The sequence below is a fragment of the Nocardioides sp. genome (assembly GCF_029937575.1).
Lineage (GTDB): Bacteria > Actinomycetota > Actinomycetes > Propionibacteriales > Nocardioidaceae > Nocardioides.
Genome location: NZ_JAPYPS010000037.1, coordinates 17,821 through 35,489, shown reverse-complemented (window position 1 = coordinate 35,489; position 17,669 = coordinate 17,821). Strand labels below are relative to the sequence as shown.

The window sequence follows — 17,669 nt, the reverse complement described above, 5'->3', positions numbered from 1 at the left end:
ACCCTGGCGGGTGGCGGGCCGACGTACCTCAGTCAGTCAGGCGCGGATCAGAAGGAGGCCTCGTCGAGGTCCATCAGCGACAGGTCGGTCGCCTCCGCGATCGCGCGCTCGGCGCTGATCTTCGGCAGGTTGTACTGGGCGAAGAACTGCGCGGCCGCGACCTTGCCCTCGTAGAAGGCCTGGTCCTTGCCTGCATCCCCGCCGAGCTTCTCCAGCGCGACCTCGGCCTGGCGCAGCAGCAGCCACGCGCACACGACGTCGCCGAGCGCCATCAGCAGGCGGCTGGTGTTGAGCCCGACCTTGTAGATGTTGCGGATCTCGTCCTGGGCCGACATCAGGTCGTTGATCATGTGGCCGACCATGGCGTTGGCGTCGTCGAGGGCCGTCGCGAGGAGCTGGCGCTCGTTCTTGAGTCGACCGTTGCCGGCCCCGGAGTCGATGAACGACTGGATCTCGGCGGCGATGACGCCGAGCGCCTTGCCCTGGTCCTTGACGATCTTGCGGAAGAAGAAGTCCTGGCCCTGGATCGCGGTCGTGCCCTCGTAGAGGGTGTCGATCTTGGCGTCGCGGACGTACTGCTCGATCGGGTACTCCTGCAGGAAGCCGGAGCCGCCGAACGTCTGCAGCGACTCGGTGCCGAGCAGCACCCAGGAGCGCTCCGAGCCGTAGCCCTTGACGATCGGCAGGAGCAGGTCGTTGACGGCGTTGAAGGTCTTGAGCTCCTCGGCGTCCAGATCGTCGCCGGCGTGCTCGGCGAGCTGGATCTTGTCCTGCCAGGTGGCGGTGTAGAGCACCAGCGCGCGCATCGCCTCGGAGAACGACTTCTGCACCATCAGCGAGCGACGGACGTCGGGGTGGTGGGTGATCGTCACGCGGGGAGCGGTCTTGTCGCCGGACTGGGTGAGGTCGGCGCCCTGCTCGCGCTGCTTGGCGTAGTCGAGGGCGTTGAGGTAGCCGGTCGACAGGGTGGCGATGGCCTTGGAGCCGACCATCATCCGGGCGTTCTCGATCACCTGGAACATCTGGGCGATGCCGTCGTGGACCTCGCCGAGCAGCCAGCCCTTCGCGGGCTCGCCGCCGCCGACGGAGGCGTCGCCGAAAGTGACCTCGCACGTGTTGGAGACCTTGATCCCCATCTTGTGCTCGACGTTGGTGACGTAGGCGCCGTTGCGCTCGCCGGTCAGCTCGCCGGTCTCGTGGTCGAAGTGGATCTTGGGCACCAGGAAGAGACTCAGGCCCTTGGTGCCAGGGCCGCCGGCACCCTCGACGCCCACCGGGCGGGCCAGCACGAGGTGCATGATGTTCTCGCTCATGTCGTGCTCGGCCGAGGTGATGAAGCGCTTGACGCCCTCGATGTTCCACGAGCCGTCGTCGTTGAGCGTGGCCTTGGTGCGACCGGCGCCCACGTCGGATCCGGCGTCAGGCTCGGTGAGCACCATCGTGGCGCCCCACTGACGCTCGACCATGAGCTGGGCGATGCGCTTGTCGCGGTCGTTGCCGTTACGGTGCACGACCCCGGCGAAGGCCGGACCCGCGGCGTACATCCAGACGGGGGCGTTGGCGCCGAGCACCATCTCGCCCAGGGCCCAGACCAGGCTGGAGGGGGCAGGGGTGCCGCCGAGCTCCTCGCTGATCTGCAGGCGCCAGTACTCGGAGTCCATCCAGGCCTGGTAGCTCTTGGCGAAGGACTCGCCGATGGGTGCGGTGTGGGTCGCGGGATCGAAGACGGGCGGGTTGCGGTCGCTGTCCTCGTAGGAGGCGGCCAGGTCCTCGCGGGAGAGGCGCTCGACCTCGCCGAGGATGGCGCGCGCCGTCTCGCTGTCGATCTCGCCGAACGGGCCGGTGCCCAGGACCTCGTCACGACCGAGCACCTCGAAGAGGTTGAACTCGATGTCCCGCAGGTTGGTCTTGTAGTGGCTCACTGCTCAACCGCTCTCTCGTCGTCGGCGCATGAGGCGCCATCATTACCGATCAGTAACTTAATGATAGGAGCGGTCTTGGGTCCGCGCAAGAACTCGCCACTGTGATGTCTCACCTTCGTCGCGCTCGGGCGGAGCCCTGAATGGGAGTACGTCGAGTGACCAGGTGGAGATATCTGTCAGAATGGCCTCATGCGTGTCTCCGCCAAGTCCGACTACGCGCTGCGGGCGCTCATCGAGATGGCGGGCCGGGCGGACGGCAAGGCGGTCAGCGCCGAGGAGCTGGGGCGGCTGCAGGAGATCCCCCACGGGTTCCTCCAGGCGATCCTGGCCGACCTGCGCCGATCGGGCGTGGTGATGAGCCAGCGCGGCCAGTCCGGCGGCTGGCGGATGGGACGTCCGGCGATCGAGGTCTCGGTCGCCGACGTGATCCGGGCCGTCGACGGCCCGCTCGTCTCCGTCTACGGACTGCGCCCCGAGGCGGTGAGCTACAACGACTCCGCGGACGTCCTGCAGCACGTGTGGATCGCGGCGCGGCGCTCGTTGCGCGAGGTCTTCGAGCAGGTCTCGATCCAGCAGCTCGCCGACGGCGAGCTGCCGTCGGCGATCACGTCGCTGACCGCCGACGAGGACGCCTGGCAGTCGCACTGACCGGGGCCCTGACCGCGCTCTGCTCCCGTCGTCGTCAGGCGACCGAGGACAGCTTGCGCTTGAGCTTCTTGCGCTTCTTCTCCAGGGCGCCGACCTTGAGCTCGAGGGACTCGTTGCGTCGCGTCAGGCGCTCGATCTCGGCCAGGGCGTCGTTGAGTGCGTGCTCGGCGACGCTCACCACGACCTCCGGCTCGTCGACGGCGTCCTCAGCCGGCACGAGCGCGCCGGCGTCGCCGACGACGTCGTACTCGGTGCTGGCGAGCAGCTCCACCCACGACTCTCCCAGGGCGCGGAGCACGGCCACGCGGGAGGCGAGGGCGAGGTGGGGTGGCCGCGGCTTGGCGGGGACGGGGACGTCGTCGATCCTGAGGGACGAGGTGCCGAAGCCGACCACGCGCCCGAAGGACTTCCAGGTCGCGCGCGCGTCGGCGGCGACCACGACGTGCAACCGCTCCGGCTTCTTCACCGACTGGCCCCAGGACTCGAGCACCGAGCCCAGGTCGTGACGCGGTTCGCCGGGCACGGTCCAGGCGTCCGGGGCGTGAGCGGTGATCACGACGTGCACCTCGAATCCGCCGAGGGCGTCGAGCAGCAGCGCGATCTGCTCGGAACGTGCGGCGGCGAGCAGGGGCTGACTGAAGACGAGGGTGTCGCGGCCCTTGAGGCCGCGACGGACGATGCCGGTCCAGGCGCCCTCGACCTCGGCACGCTGGTAGCCCCAGTCCTGGTGGTTGCGCAGGATCTCGAGGGCTGCGCGGAACATCTCCTCGCCCGAGGTCGCCGGACGGCACACGCCCAGCTCGGCGAGTGCTCGGGTGTGCCGCTCCAGCGCCGCGTCGATGATGTCGCCGGACCCGTCGTCGAGGCCGACGTGGATGAACGCCTTGCGCTTCTTGGCCATGGCCACCACGGTGACGCGACCTCGTGAGCGGGGGGTGATCGGGTGGTGAACACGGTGTGTCGGCGGACCGCCGACGCAGTGTCGCCCGGGGAGCGAGGCGTGTCGCAAAGCTAGAACCTGTTCTACTATCACGCCATGATCACGTCCGACGCCATCACCTGGAACGCGCCCAACGACGACCACCCGGCCCGGGCGGCCTCGCAGCGCTCCTACTCCGCGGTCGCCAAGGGCGACCTCGCGGAGTGGTTGACGGTCTACGCCGAGGACGCTGTCCTGGAGGACCCCGTGGGTCCGTCGATGTTCGACCCCGAGGGCAAGGGACACCACGGCCACGCGGGGATCTCGGCCTTCTGGGAGAAGGCGATCGCGCCGATCGCGACCTTCGAGTTCGAGATCAACGAGTCGTTCGCCAACCCCGGCAGCAACACGTGCGCCAACGTCGGCCGGATCAGGACGTCGTTTCCCGACGGCAGCTACACGGTCACCGACCTGATCATGGTCTACGTGATCCACGAGGACGGCACCGTCGCCTCGATGAAGGCGTTCTGGGAGCCGGAGCGCACGATGGCCAGCTTCACAGCCGCCCCCTCCTGAGCCCCCCACGGTCGTGCTGAGCGGCTCAGCGCCGCGGTGTGGCGGGCCCGGGTACGCCGTCCACCGCACGGGTCAGCCAGATCACCAGCGGCTTGAGGGTGCGCCAGTCGGCGCGGATCATCTCCAGGACCTCGGGGGTGTGGATGACCTTCTCGAAGCCGTAGGGCTTGCCGGCGATAATCTGCTTGTGCCGCAGCAGCGCGATCCGCGGATGGTCGGCGTCGTAGCCGCGAGGCGAGGTCTTGAGCTGGGCGCCGCCGATCTCGAAGCCGTCCTTCTCGAGGCGGGCGAGCGCGCGACGCAGCGCGGGACCGGTCTTGTCGTCATCGATGGCGTCGCGGATCGCGGCGAGCCGTTCGCCGGCCGCCTCGTAGAAGCCCGCCCCGACGCGTACCCCGCGCGGTGACAGCTCGACGTACCACCCCATCGACGGTCCGGCCGCGACGAAGGCGCCCTGGTGGGTCTTGTAGGGGGTCTTGTCCTTCGCGAACCGGACGTCGCGGTAGGGCCGGAAGATCTTGGCCGCGCCGAACTCCGGCTCCAAGGCGGCGCACAGCGCCTGCATCGGGGCCTTCACCGACTCGGCGTAGACGTCCTTGTGGGCCTCCCAGAAGGACTTGGTGTTGTCGACCTCGAGGTCGTCGTAGAAGTCGAGCGCGGCGACGGGAAAGCCTTCGAAGGTCACGAGGCCAGTGTGCCTGGCCGACGTGCGGCCAGCGTGCACGTACCTGGGGCACCCTAGCCGCGGGCAACTCCGAAGCTGACGTGCTTGGCCCGCGGGCGGTGTCCAGGAGCGGAGGCCTTGGCGACGAGGACGATCCTGTAGCCGCGGTAGCGGGGCCGGACCTTCATGGAGCGTCCTGTGGCGACAGAGACCTTGGCAAGAAGTCTGTTCACGCTTGTCCGATCTCTCATGGGTGCTCGTACCGGGCGAAGTTCTGGGTGTAGTACCGGGTCCAGGTGCTGGTCGTGTCATAGCCGTAGCCGATGCCGATGTGGGTGTAGTCGCCCAGCAGGTTGTCTCGATGGAGACCACTGTCGATCCACACCTGGACCACATCCTGGGGTTTGTGGAAGGCGGCAATGTTCTCTGCCCCCTGGGTCCAGCCCGGGGGATAGTCCACGAAGTAGCCGGGATTGTGCTCATAGGTGTCGGTCTCGGCCATGTGCTCGCTCCAGCCTTGGGCGATGGCGGTGAGCTCGGGCATCAGCAGGAGTGGCGGCTTCCCGTTCGCGACGCGGAAGTCATTCGTGTCCTGCAGGATGAGGGCCTGTGCCTCGCTCACCGTCATGACCGGATCGGTCGGTGGGTCCGTCGGGGGTTCGGTGGGTGGGTCGGTCGGCGGGTCCGTTGGGGGTTCGACGGGTGGGTCGGTCGACGGTGCCGCTTCCACGGCCACGAGGACGGGCGCCGAACGCTGCTTGGCCACGGTCCTGGTGCCCCGGAAGACTGCTCGGTAGACGGTGCGCTGGGTCTCGGCGGTGGTGGCGAGGCGGTAGGTCTTGCTCGTGGTGACCCGTGAGCGCGCGACCTTGCTCCACCCGCCGCTGGTGTGCGCTTGCAGCAGCACCCGGCCGCCCACCGACTTCCTCGTCACCTTGCCGGAGAAGATCAGGCGGGCGCCCTCCGTGACCCTGTCGTCCGACACCCTGATGGTGACCGTCGGCCGCACGGCAGCCTGGGTGGGCGACGGGACGAGGGCTGGGGCAGCACCGAGGACCACGGCGAGCAGGAGGGGCAGGAGGCGGGAGGGACCGGAGGAGCGCACGCACGAACTCAACCACCGGGATCGCGCGTCGAGGTGCCTTCGCGGTTACTCGGACAGAACTCGAACGCGGAGACGGGTCGCCGTACTAGCCTGCGGTGTCGTCCTGACCCCCCAGGGCGCACGCAGCGACGAAAGTGAGTCGGTTCATGGGTGCCCCGACTGCCGAGACTGGGACGCAACGCTGGGACGGCCTCAAGGAGGCGATCCAGGAGTACCGCGAACGCGTGGGCAATCCCTCCTACGAGGAGATGGCCCGTCGTGTTGCCGAGGAGCGGCAGAGGAACGGAGCCGATCCCTTTGCGGCTCGGGTCGCCCGCTCGACGGTGTACGAGGTGCTGAGGCCCGGCAAGCCACGACCCAACCTCGGCCTGCTGAAGGAGATCAGCCTCGCTCTCGGGGCTGGCCCGGAGCTGGTCGACGAATGGTTCGAGCGATGCACGCGTCCGGCACCGGACGTCGAGGTCGCCGAACCGGAGGCCCCAGTCGAGACCCGAGCGGAGGAGGTCGCGCCGATCCAGGGGTGGCAGGCAGCGACGCTGATACTCGTCGCGGTGGGCATCAATCTACTCGGCAGGCTGTTCACCGACGGGCTGGACCTGCCCATCTACCTGGACATGGTGGGTACGGCGATCGCCGCCATCGCCCTGGGGCCGTGGCGGGGAGCGCTGGTGGGGCTGCTCACCAACTACCTCGGCCACGTCATGGATCCCGACGCCTCGCTGATGTTCGCGCTGGTCAACGTCACCGGGGCGCTGGCCTGGGGGTACGGCGTACGGCGATTCGCGCTCGGGAGGACGATCGCCCGCTTCTTCCTCCTCAACCTCGGAGTGGCCGCGCTCTGCTCCCTCGTCGCGGTACCCATCGTCTTGTCCCTGCTGGGCGACGAGCTGCGCTTCGGCCACGACGCGATCGTGGCGAACTTCCAGAACCTGGGGTACAGCATCCAGGCCTCGGTAGGCTTCGGGAACCTTACGACCTCCACGGCGGACAAGCTGCTCAGCGGCTTCGTGGCGCTGGTCTGCATCGCCTTCCTGTCCAGGAAGTTCCAGAACGCGCTCCCGATCGCGCAGCCGCGCGACTGAGTGCGTCCCGTCGCGGGGCTCGTGGACGCATCTCGGACAACTTCGGACAGTTCGGAACGGACCAGACACTGCGATCGATGCCGATACTCACCGGCATGACGAAACGAATCCTGACGGCTGCGACTCTCAGCCTCGCCCTGTCCGCAAGCGCCGTGTGCGCACCTGCAGCGTCGACCGCGAAGCCGACCAAGGCTCCCGGTGGCATCACGCTCAAGGGCGCATCCGTCGAGCCTGGCGGTGGTGGATTCCTTTACCTCAACCTGAATCTCCGCGACTCGTCCCCGTCGAAGTTCAAGCACGAGGGTCACGACCACTCCCACGAGCTCTACGGATGGGTCGCGGAGACGCCGGACGGCCAGGTCTACAGGTCGAAGACGCCTGTCCACGACGACAAGAACTCCGGAAGCGGGCAGTTCAACCTGACCGACGTGACGCGGGACGGCAAGAAGCTCCTCTGGTACAACGCCAGCGAGACGGGCTCCTTCCAGACCGGGCTCTGGAAGGTGCGGATCGTGGAGTACGGCAAGCAGCTCAAGCAGGGCAAGAAGTACCCCGTCACGAGCGTCAGCCGGATCTTCAAGCTTCGGGTGACCAAGGGCAAGGCGGGCTACCGGGTGAAGGCTCGCTGAGAGGTCCCGGCAGCTCCGCGGGCATTTCCACCCCGGGGTATCGGTGGCAGACTGCTCTTTAGCTCCCCACCTCTCGGAAGGTCTTCCCCACATGACTGCCTTCGTCCTCTTGTTGGCGACCCCTGTCGTCATCGGACTCGTCGTGATCCTGTGCCTCAATCGCTTCTATGCGCGCGACGAGGAGCCCGAGCGCGGCTACCTCGGCAACGACGGGAGCTTCGGCAGCGGCTACAGCGAGACCGCCCAGCGCGGGGAAGCCGGACGCCGGCGGTGAGCCGGGACGACGCATGGAGCGGATGACGAGATTCGAACTCGCGACATCGACCTTGGGAAGGTCGCGCTCTACCAGCTGAGCTACATCCGCACGGACTTCCCGGTCTCCCGGTCAGCCGTGGAGCATGCTACCCGTTTGGGGTGCTCCTGGGAGGATCGGCCCCATGAAGAAGCTGCTGGTGGCCCTCGTCGTCCTGGCGCTGCTGGCACTCGGACTCGATCGCGGCGGGGTGTACGTCGCCGAGCGGGTCGCCGGGTCGTCGCTGCAGGACTCGCAGGGGCTCAGCGAGCGGCCCGACGTGGACATCGCCGGGTTCCCCTTCCTCGACCAGCTGGTCTCCGGGCGCTACGACCGGATCGAGGTCGCCGTGCGCGAGCTGCCCCTGGGGACCGGCGCCGGCTTGAGCCTGGCGCGCCTGGACCTCGTGCTCAGCGACGTCGAGACGACGCGGGACTTCTCCCGCATCGACGTGGGCCGTGCCCGCGCGGATGCGGTGATCTCGTTCGCCGACCTGGGTGACCTGCTCGGCGTCGACCTCTCCTCGGCAGGCGACGGGCAGCTGCGGGTGAGCAGGACCTTCACGGTGCTCGGCACCGACGTCGAGCCGTCGATCACGGTGGCCCCGACGATCGTCGACGGTGCCCTGAGCCTCAGCGAGTTCTCTGTCAACGGCGCTGCCGACGCGGCCGGGGTCGTGACCGAGGCGCTGGACGAGCTGCTGGGCGTGGCGGTGCCGCTGCAGGGCATCCCCTTCGACGTGGAGCTCGACGACGTCGGGGTCGAGCGCGACGGCGTGCACCTGTCGCTGAGTGGCTCCGACCTCAGGTACGTGTCGCCGTCGTGACGTCATCCCCGGCGTCCAGTCGCGTGTACGTCGCGTAGCGCGGGCGCAGCCCGTCGCCCGATGACCGGCCGGTCAGCCGTCGGTGCACCCAGGGGGCGGCCGAGGTGCGCAGCCACTCGGCGTTCGTGCGCAGGGACTCGACCCGCGTCGGGGTCGTCAGCTCACGCAGGGGCAGCGGCTCCAGGTCGTGCTCGACGCCGAGGGTGTCGAGCACCTCGATCGCCATCCGTTGGTGGCCGGCCGGGCCCATGTGCATCCGGTCCTCGTCCCACAGTCGCCAGTCGCGGTACTCCCGCAGCCGCCAGTAGTCGACGATCGTCGCGCCGTGCCGGTCCGCGCTCTCGCGGACCAGCTCGTTGTAGACGGCGAACCGGCCACGCAGCAGCCGGTACGTCGCGCTGCCGCCGGGATCGAAGGCGGTCCACACGAGCAGCCGGGCGCCGGTCGCGGCCAGCCGCGCCAGAGCAGCGTCGTACTGCTCGGCCAGGGTGTCCAGGTCGACGCTCGGGCGCATGATGTCGTTGGCGCCGACGTAGATGGTCACCAGGTCGGGGTCGAGCGCGATCGCGGGCTCGAGCTGCTCGGCGAGCACCCCGCACAGCTTGCGGCCGCGGATCGCGAAGTTGGCGTAGCCGAACTCCCTCTCGGCGGTCGAGGCCTGGGAGCCGAGCACCTCGGCCACCCGGTCGGCCCATCCGCGAACGCCGTTGGGGCGCCGGGGATCGGGGTCGCCGAGACCCTCGGTGAACGAGTCGCCGAGGGCGACGAAGCGGGAGTAGATCGGGACGCCGGGCATGACGCCATCTTCCCCGGCCGGGTGACCGCATCAGCCAAGGGGTCCTCAGGGGTGATGTGGCAGGTCGTTGACCCGATCAACATCGGTCGGGCCGCCATCGTCCCTCTCGGAAAGGCCCGTCGATGAGTGTCCACCTCCTGCCCCTGGCGGGCACGATCATCGACGCCGACGTCGTCGACTACCTGATCATCGGGCTCTACTTCGCCTTCGTCCTCGGGATCGGGCTGTTGGCGCGACGCCAGGTCTCGGACTCGATGGACTTCTTCCTCTCGGGGCGCTCCCTGCCGGCGTGGGTGACGGGCCTGGCGTTCATCTCGGCCAACCTGGGGGCCGTCGAGATCATGGGGATGTCGGCCAACGGTGCGGAGTTCGGGCTGCCGGCCGTGCACTACTTCTGGATCGGCGCCGTCCCCGCGATGCTCTTCCTCGGCGTCGTGATGATGCCCTTCTACTACGGCTCGAAGGTGCGCTCGGTCCCCGAGTTCATGTTCCGTCGCTTCGGCACCGGCGCGCACCTGGTCAACTCGCTCTCCTTCGCCGTCGCCCAGCTGCTGATCGCGGGCATCAACCTCTACCTGCTCGGCACGATCATCCGGGCGCTGCTGGGTTGGAACCTGACCGTCGCCCTCGTCGTGGCCGCCGTGATCGTGCTCTCCTACATCACGCTCGGCGGCCTCAGCGCGGCGATCTACAACGAGGTGCTGCAGTTCTTCGTGATCGTGGCGGCGCTCCTCCCGCTGACCCTTCTCGGGCTGCACCAGGTGGGCGGCTGGGGTGGGCTCAAGGAGCAGATCACCGCCAACGCCGGCACCGGCGAGGCGGCTCCTGCCTCGGACCAGCTGAGCTCGTGGCCGGGCAACGCGCTGACCGGCTTCGGCTCGGACTTCCTCTCCGTGCTCGGGATCGTGCTCGGGCTCGGGTTCGTGCTGTCGTTCGGCTACTGGACCACGAACTTCGTCGAGGTGCAGCGGGCGATGGCCACCCACTCCATCTCGGCGGCGCGCAAGACGCCCGTCATCGGCTCGTTCCCCAAGATCTTCATCCCCTTCATCACGATCCTGCCCGGCATGATCGCCGCGGTGGCGGTGACCGAGATCGCCGGGACCAAGGCGGGCGACGAGGTGACCGGCGGCGCCGGGGGGACGGTGGACTACAACGACTCCCTCATCTACCTGATGCGCGACCTGCTGCCCAACGGACTCCTCGGCATCGCGATCGCCGGCCTGCTGGCGGCGTTCATGGCCGGGATGGCGGCCAACATCTCGGCGTTCAACACTGTGCTCTCCTACGACCTCTGGGAGCGGTACGTCGTGCGGGACCGGAGTGACGACTACTACCTGAAGGTCGGCCGGATCGCGACGGTGGCGGCCGCCTTGATCGCCATCGGCACCGCGCAGCTGGCCACCAACTTCTCCAACATCATGGACTACCTGCAGACCCTGTTCGGCTTCTTCAACGCCCCGCTGTTCGCCACCTTCATCCTCGGGATGTTCTGGAAGCGGATGACCGCGACCGCCGGCTGGGTGGGGCTGGTCGCCGGCACGCTCTCGGCGGTCCTCGTCGCGTTCCTCAGCGAGGACGCCTTCGGCTCCGCGAGCCTCGGCGTGATCGGCATCTCGGGCCAGGGCGCCTCGTTCGTGGCCGCCGGAGCCGCGTTCGTGGTCGACATCGTCCTGAGCGTGGTCGTGTCGTTGCTGACCACGCCCAAGCCGGCGTCCGAGCTGCGCGGCCTCGTCTACTCCGAGACGCCGCGGGAGGACCTCGTCGACGCCGACGAGGCGAGCCTGCCGTGGTACCAACGGACCCTGCCCCTGGCCAGCATCGCCCTGGCCCTCGTGGTCGCGTTGAACTTCGCCTTCTGAGCCCCGATGACTCTACCTGCTCGACCCGCACACGACCCAGAGGAGACCGAGATGAGTGAGGCTCGTCCGCACACCGCCGGCGCCTTCGACATCCGCAACGTGATCGGCGTGCTGCTCTCCCTGTACGGCGTGATCCTGCTCGTCACCCGCCTCGTCTACGGCGACGAGGGCGGCGAGAACAGCGAGGGGGTCAACGCCAACCTCTGGGCGGGGCTGGCGCTGCTGGTCGTGGGTGCCGCCTTCGTCGTCTGGGCCAGGTGGCGTCCCGTGCGGGTGCCCGAGGAGTCGACGTCCCAGGAGGATGCGTCCCACGACGGATAGGGTGCGCTTGTGCTGCTGTCAGACCGCGACATCCTCGCCGAGATCGACGCCCAGCGGATCGCCCTGGACCCGTGGGACCCGGGCATGGTGCAGCCGTCGTCGATCGACGTCCGGCTGGACCGGTTCTTCCGGGTCTTCGAGAACCACCGCTACCCCCACATCGACCCGGCGGCCGACCAGTCCGACCTCACTCGCCAGGTGGAGCCGGAGGGCGACGAGCCGTTCATCCTTCACCCGGGCGAGTTCGTGCTCGGGTCGACGTACGAGGTCGTCTCGTTGCCCGACGACATCGCGGCCCGTGTGGAGGGCAAGTCGTCCCTGGGTCGGCTCGGCCTGCTGACGCACGCGACCGCCGGCTTCGTGGATCCCGGCTTCTCCGGCCACGTGACCCTCGAGCTCGCCAACGTCGCCACCTTGCCGATCAAGCTCTACCCCGGCATGAAGATCGGCCAGTTCTGCTTCTTCCGGCTCTCCTCGCCGTCCGAGCACCCCTACGGCTCGGCGAAGTACGGCTCGCGCTACCAGGGCCAGCGTGGACCGACGCCGTCCCGGTCGTTCCAGAGCTTCCACCGCACGGCGATCTGAGGCCAGCGCCCGCCACAGGGCGACGCTCACCCGCGCCACATCAGGCGATGCGGGTCCAGACGCCGGGATGGGTCTGGATGAACTGGTCCGCGGGGTTGCCGGGTGGGGCGGGGGCGCGGGAGTCGTAGGACGCCCCGGCCGGGGTGGTGACCAGGGTGGTGTGCGGCTGCAGATCCGCGATCGAGGTGACGGTGTGCCGCAGCCGGGGGTGTTGTGTGGCGTAGTTGCAGAACGCGCAGAGCCCCTGGCCGTTGTGCTCGGAAGTCACGCCGCCCACGGTGGCGTCCTCGACGTGATCGGTGTGGCGCGTGGGAGCGTCGCACCACGGGGTGCGACAGCGCCGGTCGCGCAGCTTGATGAAGTCGGCCAGGTCCTTCGGGAAGATCCTGGCCTGCGATTCCATCGCCACCAGGTGGTCGGTGTCGGCGAACAGTCGTCGCAGGGCGGTGCGCGCGGCAGGTGAGGCGTCGATGAGGTCGCGGGCGAGATCGGCGGGGATCGGACCGATCCCGGGGACCTCGCCCGGCTCGTCGGACTCACCGAGCAAGGTCTCGACGGGCAGCACCAGGTCGACCATCACCGGCACTCCCGAGGCGCCCGGCAGGCCGGCCAGGCGCTCGACGTAGAGGTCGGCCAGGATCTGGGCCCGGGTGCGCTCGTCCCCCTGCGAGATCAGCAGGTCGGCTCGCGCGCCGAGGGAGGCCATGATCGCTGCCATCTGCCAGTCCGCGACGACCCCGGTCACCTCACCGGTGCCATCGGCACTAGCCCTGGCCCGCACGTGACGGTCCCGCAGCGCTCTCTCGCGGCGACGAAGCGCTGCCTCGGAGTCCAGGCGGTACACGATCCGCCGTACCTCCTCGGCCAAGGCGCGGTCACCCAGGCACGGCAGCTCGGCGAGCTTGTCGAGGACCGCCGCGTCCGCTGCGCGTCGCTCAGCCAGGTGCAGGTGGGAGGTCTCGTTGACGATGATCTCCGCGCGCCGCTCGTTGATGTCCCGGACTCCAACAAGCCGAGCACGAGCGGTCGCTGCTAAGGTAAGCCTTACTGAGGCATGCCTAACGAACGGAAACGTCGATGACCGCCGCACCGAGCACGACCCTGCCCATGCTGATCGAGGAGGTCGAGGTCCGGGCCGTCGAGCGGCTCTCGCCGAGCTTCGTCCGGGTGGAGCTCGGCTCCCCGGCACTGGCCGAGCTGGGGGTGTCGAGCACGTCCTACGACCAGCGGATCAAGCTGATCTTCCCCGACGGCGACCACCCGCTCCCGGCGTTCGAGGGCGTGGGCGAGGGTTGGTACGGCGAGTGGCTGGCGCGGCCCGAGGCCGAGCGCGGCCACATGCGCACCTACACGATCCGCGGTGTCCGTGGCGAGGGAGAGAGCACGCGGCTCGTCGTCGACATCGTGGTCCACGAAGGAGCGACCGGGCCGGCGGGGATCTGGGGCGAGCGCGCTGCGGTCGGGGATCGGGTCATCTGCACGGCCCCGCGACGCGGCCACGAGTACGGCGGCATCGAGTTCGCCCCCAGCGACGGGGACGCGCTGCTCCTCGTCGGCGACGAGACCGCCGTTCCGGCCGTGGCAGCGATCCTCGAGCAGCTCGACGTCGCGGCACGCGGTGCGGTGTTCCTCGAGGTGCCCTTCGCCGCGGACGTGCTGACCCTCGAGCACCCGGAGGGGGTCGGCGTGCGCTGGCTGCCCCGGGACGGAGGCCCGCGTGGTGAGGCGCTGCACGCCGCGGTCCTCGAGCATCTCGGAGCCCAGGCAGCGAGCCTCGAGGTCGACGAGTCGGAGATCGACCCCGACCTCTGGGAGACGCCGTTCTACTCCTCGTCGGGCGAGGCGGAGGGCGGGAACGGCCGGTCGGTCGGTCATGAGTGGCACGGTCTCTACGCCTGGATCGCGGGGGAGTCGAAGGTCGTCACGGGCTTGCGTCGCGCCCTGGTCAAGGACCTGGGGCTCGACCGGCACCAGGTGGCGTTCATGGGCTACTGGAGAGAGGGCCGCTCGATCAGCTGACGAGACCCGGTGACGTGCCCGACCACCTCACGCGGTGGCCTCACGCCAGGGGGCTGCTGCGCTTGCCGCGTCGGGAACGCGCCCCGCGCTTGGTCGCGCGGGCCGTCCGGGCGTCGGCGGCACGGTCGATCCGCTCGCTGATGATTTGCCGGGCCTCGCTGGGCAACAGGGTGCTGTCGTCGTACATGGTGGGGCTCCTTCGTCCGATGGTGGTCACAGCTGTCGGAGATCGACGTCTCCGCTGACGGTCTTGGCGCGGACCTCGATGTAGTCGGCGCCGGGCTCCGGCTGCCCCGCCCCCTCGAGGGTGGAGTGCACCCGGCCCGAGACCGTGGTGATGTCGGTCCACACGGGGATGCCGGCCGGGATGCCGACGCGCAGGTCGCCGGAGGCGCCCTTGAGCTGGACCCGGCCGGCGGAGACCCGGTCGATGACCAGGTCGCCGCTGCCGGTGCTGAGGCTGACACTGGTGTGCGCGTGGCCGACGTGCAGGTCGCCCGAGCCGGTCTTCACCGACGTGTTGCCGTGGCAGTCCCCGACCTCGACCTCGCCCGAGCCGGTGGAGATCGACACCTCGGCCCCGGCGTGACGCACGGTGACGTCCCCCGAGCCGCTCTTGATGCGCAGCGGCTCCTCGGCGTGCTGGAGGGTGATCTCCCCCGAGCCGCTCTCGAGGAGCGCGGGGCCGGAGAGCTGCTCGACGGTCACCTCACCGGAACCGGTGCGGACCTGGGCCGCGCCGAGCGTCCCGTGGCAGGTGAGGTCCGAGCTGCCGAGCTTGCAGGTGAGCTCGCTGCGCGTGGGGACGGTGATGGTGATGTCGAGACGACGATCGCCGCCGAAGAGTCCGCCGCGCTGCTGGGGAGCGATGACCACGAGGTCCTCGCCGTTGAGCTCGACCCGGACGTCGTCGGCGTCCTGGCCGGCGATGTCGACGGTGGCCTCGGTGGTGTCGAGGGCGGTGACCTCGACGGACCCCTTGCCGTTCTCGACGTGGAGTCGCAGGGGTCCGACCGGCTCGAACTGGCTGCTGCTGACGGTGTTGCCGCTCATGGTGGTCTCCTGCTTGCTGTCGTAGGTGGTCGTAGGCGGTCGTCAATGGTCGTGGGCGGGCTGTCGAGGGTGTGCTCGTCCGCGGAGCCGGCCGGTGGCCGGACCCGTGGGGTGGTGCTGCGGGAGGGGGGTGGAGGGCCTGCTGCTCAGACCCAGCCGTTCATCCGCTTCGCGGAGCGGCTTCGGCCGCTGCCGGGTGGCCCGCTCGAGCCGAACGGGAAGTTGTCGCCGAGCAGCTGCGGGAGGCTCGACAGGTCGATGTCGACGTTGATGCCCCCGGGGCGGGTGGCGGTGCGGATCACGCTCACCAGCCAGGTGTTGAGCGACTGGCCGGCGTCCGCGGCGGCGTCCTCGGCCTTGGCCTTGACCGACTCCGGGAGGCGGAGGGTGATCCGAGCGGTGCTGCCGGCCTCGGCATCGTCCTCCGGCTCCGGGGGGAGCGGCGGGGCCGGTGGCACCGGCGGCACGGGCGGCCCGGCAGTGGGGGAGTCGACGACGAAGGCGAGGTCGCGTCCGTCGAGGCGTACGTCGACGCCGCCCGCGGGCATCTCGGCGGTGATCTCCGAGCAGGCCTGGCTGATCGCCTCCATCAGTGCGAGCCGGGCGGCGGGATCGAGGGCGAAGCTCAGCCGCTCCGCGGCGCTGCGCAGCTCCTCGCCGGCACCTTCGGCGGCGGCGAGCAGGTCGCGGCGCAGGTGGTCGACGTACGGCGTGATGTCCATTGCATCACTCTGACATCACTATGACGTCGCGTCAAGCACCTGTGATGTCATTCTAGTGTCACTCTGGCGTCAGGTGGCGTCAGGCCGGTCGAGGCCGGTCGAGGGTCCCGGGCGGGTGATCGCGGCGGACCAGCACGCGGTAACCCAGAACTTACGAGCTGGGCAGCGCTTCGTATTCCACCCGCAACCATTCGGAAACACCGCGGCCGTGCACTTGACGGCATGCCCAGGACGCCGACCCACGACGCTCACCGCCACATCGGCGTGCTGCCGGCGTACCCCTTCTACGGCGGACCTGCCATCAACGCCGACCTCGGTGCCAAGGCGACGGTTGGCGGCTTCCTGGCCTCGCTCGACGACGAGGGGGTCGAGCGGACGCTCGTGCTGCCCAACTACGGCGTCCCCGACCCGCAGGTCTCCTTCGACCTCAACCACCTCGCCCTCGAGGCTGCGCAGAAGGACGACCGCGTTCGGTGCGGGCTCTGGGTCTCGCCCAAGGCGAGCGACGCCGAGCGCAACGCGGCGGCCTTGCGGCTGGCGGTGGAGGACGGCGTCGCGGCGCTCAAGACGAGCTTCCTGCTCGGGGGCAGCCCGACCGACCCCGACTGTGCCGAGCAGCTCGACCGGATCTTCACCACCGCCGCCGACCTCGGCCTCGTGGTCCACGTGCACACCTCGCCCGGCGCCGCCTCCGACGTGGACCAGATCGGCACCCTGGTCGAGAAGTACGGCGATGCCACGAAGATCCACCTCGTCCACCTCGGCGGCGGGATGAGCGGACACATGAAGCTCATCGGCGGGCGCCTCTTCGACTGGATCGAGGCCGGCAAGCAGGTCTACACCGACACCAGCTGGGCGATCGGCTTCGCGCCGGCGTGGCTGGTCGCCGAGATCGAGAAGCGCGGGGTCGGCCACGACCGGATCCTCTTCGCCACCGACACCCCGTGGGGCGACTACGCCGGCGAGTACGCGCGGCTGGCCGCGGTCGCCGGCGACGGCGAGCTGGCGAAGCAGTTCTTCACCACGAATTTCGAGGCCCTCTACGGCTGAGAGAGCACCACCCGTTGAGCACCACCTTCCCAGCACCACCGTCCAGCACCGCCCAACCGAGGAGACACCACATGTCCGTGTACGACGACGAGATCCTCGCCGCGATGGCGAAGTCCACGGCGGAGATCCCGCACCCGAGCCAGGCCAAGGGCACCAACCTCTACGGCTCGACCAAGCTCTTCCCCGACTACCAGGCCAGCGAGGGACAGGCCTGGCTCACGCTGGTGCACGGCATCCCGCACGAGTCCTCGGTGAGCTTCGTGGCCGTCCTGCAGACCACCCGCGCACTGCGCAAGGGCTTCGACGCCACGCTCTACTTCTATGGGCCCGGCGCCCTCGCCTGCGCCGACACCCGCGGCTTCCCCACGACCGGCGACGTCGCCTTCCCCGGCAACCAGAACATGAACGACGCCATCAAGACCTTCATCGGCGAGGGCGGCACGGTGCTGTGCTGCCGCTTCGGGATGGCGCTGCACGGCCAGCGCGAGGAGGACCTGATCGAGGGAGTGATCCCGTGCCACCCGCTCGACGTGCAGGACGCGGTCATCCACTTCGCCAACAAGGGCGCCATCATCAACTCCGTCTACAACCTCTGAGG

At 69.3% G+C, this 17,669-nt stretch carries 21 protein-coding genes and 1 tRNA gene; 12 read left to right on the top strand and 10 right to left on the bottom strand.

Features of this window, described 5'->3' with window-relative positions:
- Window positions 1-47 precede the first annotated feature (47 nt).
- Window positions 48-1,922, bottom strand: a complete 1,875-nt coding sequence (locus tag Q1K33_RS13280) for an acyl-CoA dehydrogenase (RefSeq protein ID WP_300404705.1) — start codon at window positions 1,920-1,922, stop codon at window positions 48-50.
- Window positions 1,923-2,111: 189 nt separating this feature from the next.
- Here Q1K33_RS13280 and Q1K33_RS13275 point away from each other — a divergent pair, with 189 nt between their 5' ends.
- On the top strand, window positions 2,112-2,570 hold the full coding sequence (locus tag Q1K33_RS13275) for an Rrf2 family transcriptional regulator (protein ID WP_300404703.1): 459 nt from the start codon (window positions 2,112-2,114) through the stop codon (window positions 2,568-2,570).
- Window positions 2,571-2,604: 34 nt separating this feature from the next.
- On the opposite strand, the gene Q1K33_RS13270 is transcribed toward Q1K33_RS13275, so the two are convergent.
- A complete protein-coding gene (locus Q1K33_RS13270; protein ID WP_300404701.1) occupies window positions 2,605-3,471 on the bottom strand; it encodes a hypothetical protein in 867 nt (288 codons plus the stop codon).
- A 135-nt stretch (window positions 3,472-3,606) separates the two neighbouring features.
- Here Q1K33_RS13270 and Q1K33_RS13265 point away from each other — a divergent pair, with 135 nt between their 5' ends.
- A complete protein-coding gene (locus Q1K33_RS13265) occupies window positions 3,607-4,065 on the top strand; it encodes a nuclear transport factor 2 family protein (RefSeq protein ID WP_300404699.1) in 459 nt (152 codons plus the stop codon).
- A gap of 25 nt (window positions 4,066-4,090) precedes the next feature.
- Here the strand turns inward: Q1K33_RS13265 and Q1K33_RS13260 are convergent, their stop codons facing one another.
- On the bottom strand, window positions 4,091-4,750 hold the full coding sequence (locus tag Q1K33_RS13260; RefSeq protein WP_300404697.1) for a DUF2461 domain-containing protein: 660 nt from the start codon (window positions 4,748-4,750) through the stop codon (window positions 4,091-4,093).
- A gap of 226 nt (window positions 4,751-4,976) precedes the next feature.
- Window positions 4,977-5,834: a CAP domain-containing protein gene (locus tag Q1K33_RS13255; RefSeq protein WP_300404695.1), complete on the bottom strand. Its 858-nt coding sequence runs from the start codon at window positions 5,832-5,834 to the stop codon at window positions 4,977-4,979.
- A gap of 146 nt (window positions 5,835-5,980) precedes the next feature.
- Here Q1K33_RS13255 and Q1K33_RS13250 point away from each other — a divergent pair, with 146 nt between their 5' ends.
- From Q1K33_RS13250 to Q1K33_RS13240, 3 genes are all read left to right on the top strand, one after another.
- Window positions 5,981-6,916: an ECF transporter S component gene (locus Q1K33_RS13250; RefSeq protein WP_300404693.1), complete on the top strand. Its 936-nt coding sequence runs from the start codon at window positions 5,981-5,983 to the stop codon at window positions 6,914-6,916.
- 95 nt (window positions 6,917-7,011) lie between these two features.
- The gene (locus Q1K33_RS13245; RefSeq protein ID WP_300404691.1) at window positions 7,012-7,545 is read left to right on the top strand and encodes a hypothetical protein; all 534 of its coding nucleotides are present in this window, start codon (window positions 7,012-7,014) and stop codon (window positions 7,543-7,545) included.
- Window positions 7,546-7,636: 91 nt separating this feature from the next.
- A complete protein-coding gene (locus tag Q1K33_RS13240; RefSeq protein ID WP_300404689.1) occupies window positions 7,637-7,819 on the top strand; it encodes a hypothetical protein in 183 nt (60 codons plus the stop codon).
- Window positions 7,820-7,833: 14 nt separating this feature from the next.
- On the opposite strand, the gene Q1K33_RS13235 is transcribed toward Q1K33_RS13240, so the two are convergent.
- Window positions 7,834-7,909 (bottom strand) — tRNA-Gly (locus Q1K33_RS13235).
- A 73-nt stretch (window positions 7,910-7,982) separates the two neighbouring features.
- Between Q1K33_RS13235 and Q1K33_RS13230 the strand changes: the two genes are divergently transcribed.
- A complete protein-coding gene (locus tag Q1K33_RS13230; RefSeq protein ID WP_300404687.1) occupies window positions 7,983-8,663 on the top strand; it encodes a DUF2993 domain-containing protein in 681 nt (226 codons plus the stop codon).
- On the opposite strand, the gene Q1K33_RS13225 is transcribed toward Q1K33_RS13230, so the two are convergent.
- The gene (locus tag Q1K33_RS13225; RefSeq protein ID WP_300404686.1) at window positions 8,641-9,459 is read right to left on the bottom strand and encodes an SGNH/GDSL hydrolase family protein; all 819 of its coding nucleotides are present in this window, start codon (window positions 9,457-9,459) and stop codon (window positions 8,641-8,643) included. The two genes, Q1K33_RS13230 and Q1K33_RS13225, sit on opposite strands and share 23 nt — an antisense overlap.
- 137 nt (window positions 9,460-9,596) lie before the next feature.
- Between Q1K33_RS13225 and Q1K33_RS13220 the strand changes: the two genes are divergently transcribed.
- From Q1K33_RS13220 to dcd, 3 genes are read left to right on the top strand one after another with little or no spacing between them, the layout of a single operon-like run.
- Window positions 9,597-11,321: a sodium:solute symporter family protein gene (locus Q1K33_RS13220; protein ID WP_300404709.1), complete on the top strand. Its 1,725-nt coding sequence runs from the start codon at window positions 9,597-9,599 to the stop codon at window positions 11,319-11,321.
- A gap of 51 nt (window positions 11,322-11,372) precedes the next feature.
- Window positions 11,373-11,642, top strand: coding sequence for a hypothetical protein (locus tag Q1K33_RS13215; RefSeq protein ID WP_300404684.1), 270 nt, complete (start codon window positions 11,373-11,375; stop codon window positions 11,640-11,642).
- A 9-nt stretch (window positions 11,643-11,651) separates the two neighbouring features.
- The gene (gene dcd / locus Q1K33_RS13210) at window positions 11,652-12,227 is read left to right on the top strand and encodes a dCTP deaminase (protein ID WP_300404682.1); all 576 of its coding nucleotides are present in this window, start codon (window positions 11,652-11,654) and stop codon (window positions 12,225-12,227) included.
- Between the two features lie 40 nt (window positions 12,228-12,267).
- Here dcd and Q1K33_RS13205 read toward each other — a convergent pair whose 3' ends face one another.
- A complete protein-coding gene (locus Q1K33_RS13205) occupies window positions 12,268-13,317 on the bottom strand; it encodes a DUF222 domain-containing protein (RefSeq protein ID WP_363319711.1) in 1,050 nt (349 codons plus the stop codon).
- On the opposite strand from Q1K33_RS13205, the gene Q1K33_RS13200 reads away from it, so the two are divergent.
- Entirely contained in the window at window positions 13,305-14,246 is a 942-nt protein-coding gene (locus tag Q1K33_RS13200) for a siderophore-interacting protein (RefSeq protein WP_300404678.1), read from the top strand. The two genes, Q1K33_RS13205 and Q1K33_RS13200, sit on opposite strands and share 13 nt — an antisense overlap.
- A gap of 40 nt (window positions 14,247-14,286) precedes the next feature.
- On the opposite strand, the gene Q1K33_RS13195 is transcribed toward Q1K33_RS13200, so the two are convergent.
- The 3 genes from Q1K33_RS13195 to Q1K33_RS13185 all read right to left on the bottom strand — a co-directional run bounded on the left by Q1K33_RS13195 (window position 14,287) and on the right by Q1K33_RS13185 (window position 16,021).
- Window positions 14,287-14,433 (bottom strand): hypothetical protein, encoded by a 147-nt coding sequence (locus Q1K33_RS13195; RefSeq protein WP_300404676.1) that lies wholly within the window; start codon window positions 14,431-14,433, stop codon window positions 14,287-14,289.
- 26 nt (window positions 14,434-14,459) lie between these two features.
- Window positions 14,460-15,299, bottom strand: coding sequence for a DUF4097 family beta strand repeat-containing protein (locus Q1K33_RS13190; RefSeq protein WP_300404674.1), 840 nt, complete (start codon window positions 15,297-15,299; stop codon window positions 14,460-14,462).
- A gap of 146 nt (window positions 15,300-15,445) precedes the next feature.
- On the bottom strand, window positions 15,446-16,021 hold the full coding sequence (locus tag Q1K33_RS13185; RefSeq protein ID WP_300404672.1) for a toxin-antitoxin system HicB family antitoxin: 576 nt from the start codon (window positions 16,019-16,021) through the stop codon (window positions 15,446-15,448).
- A gap of 222 nt (window positions 16,022-16,243) precedes the next feature.
- On the opposite strand from Q1K33_RS13185, the gene Q1K33_RS13180 reads away from it, so the two are divergent.
- Entirely contained in the window at window positions 16,244-17,071 is an 828-nt protein-coding gene (locus Q1K33_RS13180; RefSeq protein ID WP_300404670.1) for an amidohydrolase family protein, read from the top strand.
- Between the two features lie 71 nt (window positions 17,072-17,142).
- Window positions 17,143-17,667: an MSMEG_0572/Sll0783 family nitrogen starvation response protein gene (locus Q1K33_RS13175; RefSeq protein ID WP_300404668.1), complete on the top strand. Its 525-nt coding sequence runs from the start codon at window positions 17,143-17,145 to the stop codon at window positions 17,665-17,667.
- Window positions 17,668-17,669: the final 2 nt, after the last annotated feature.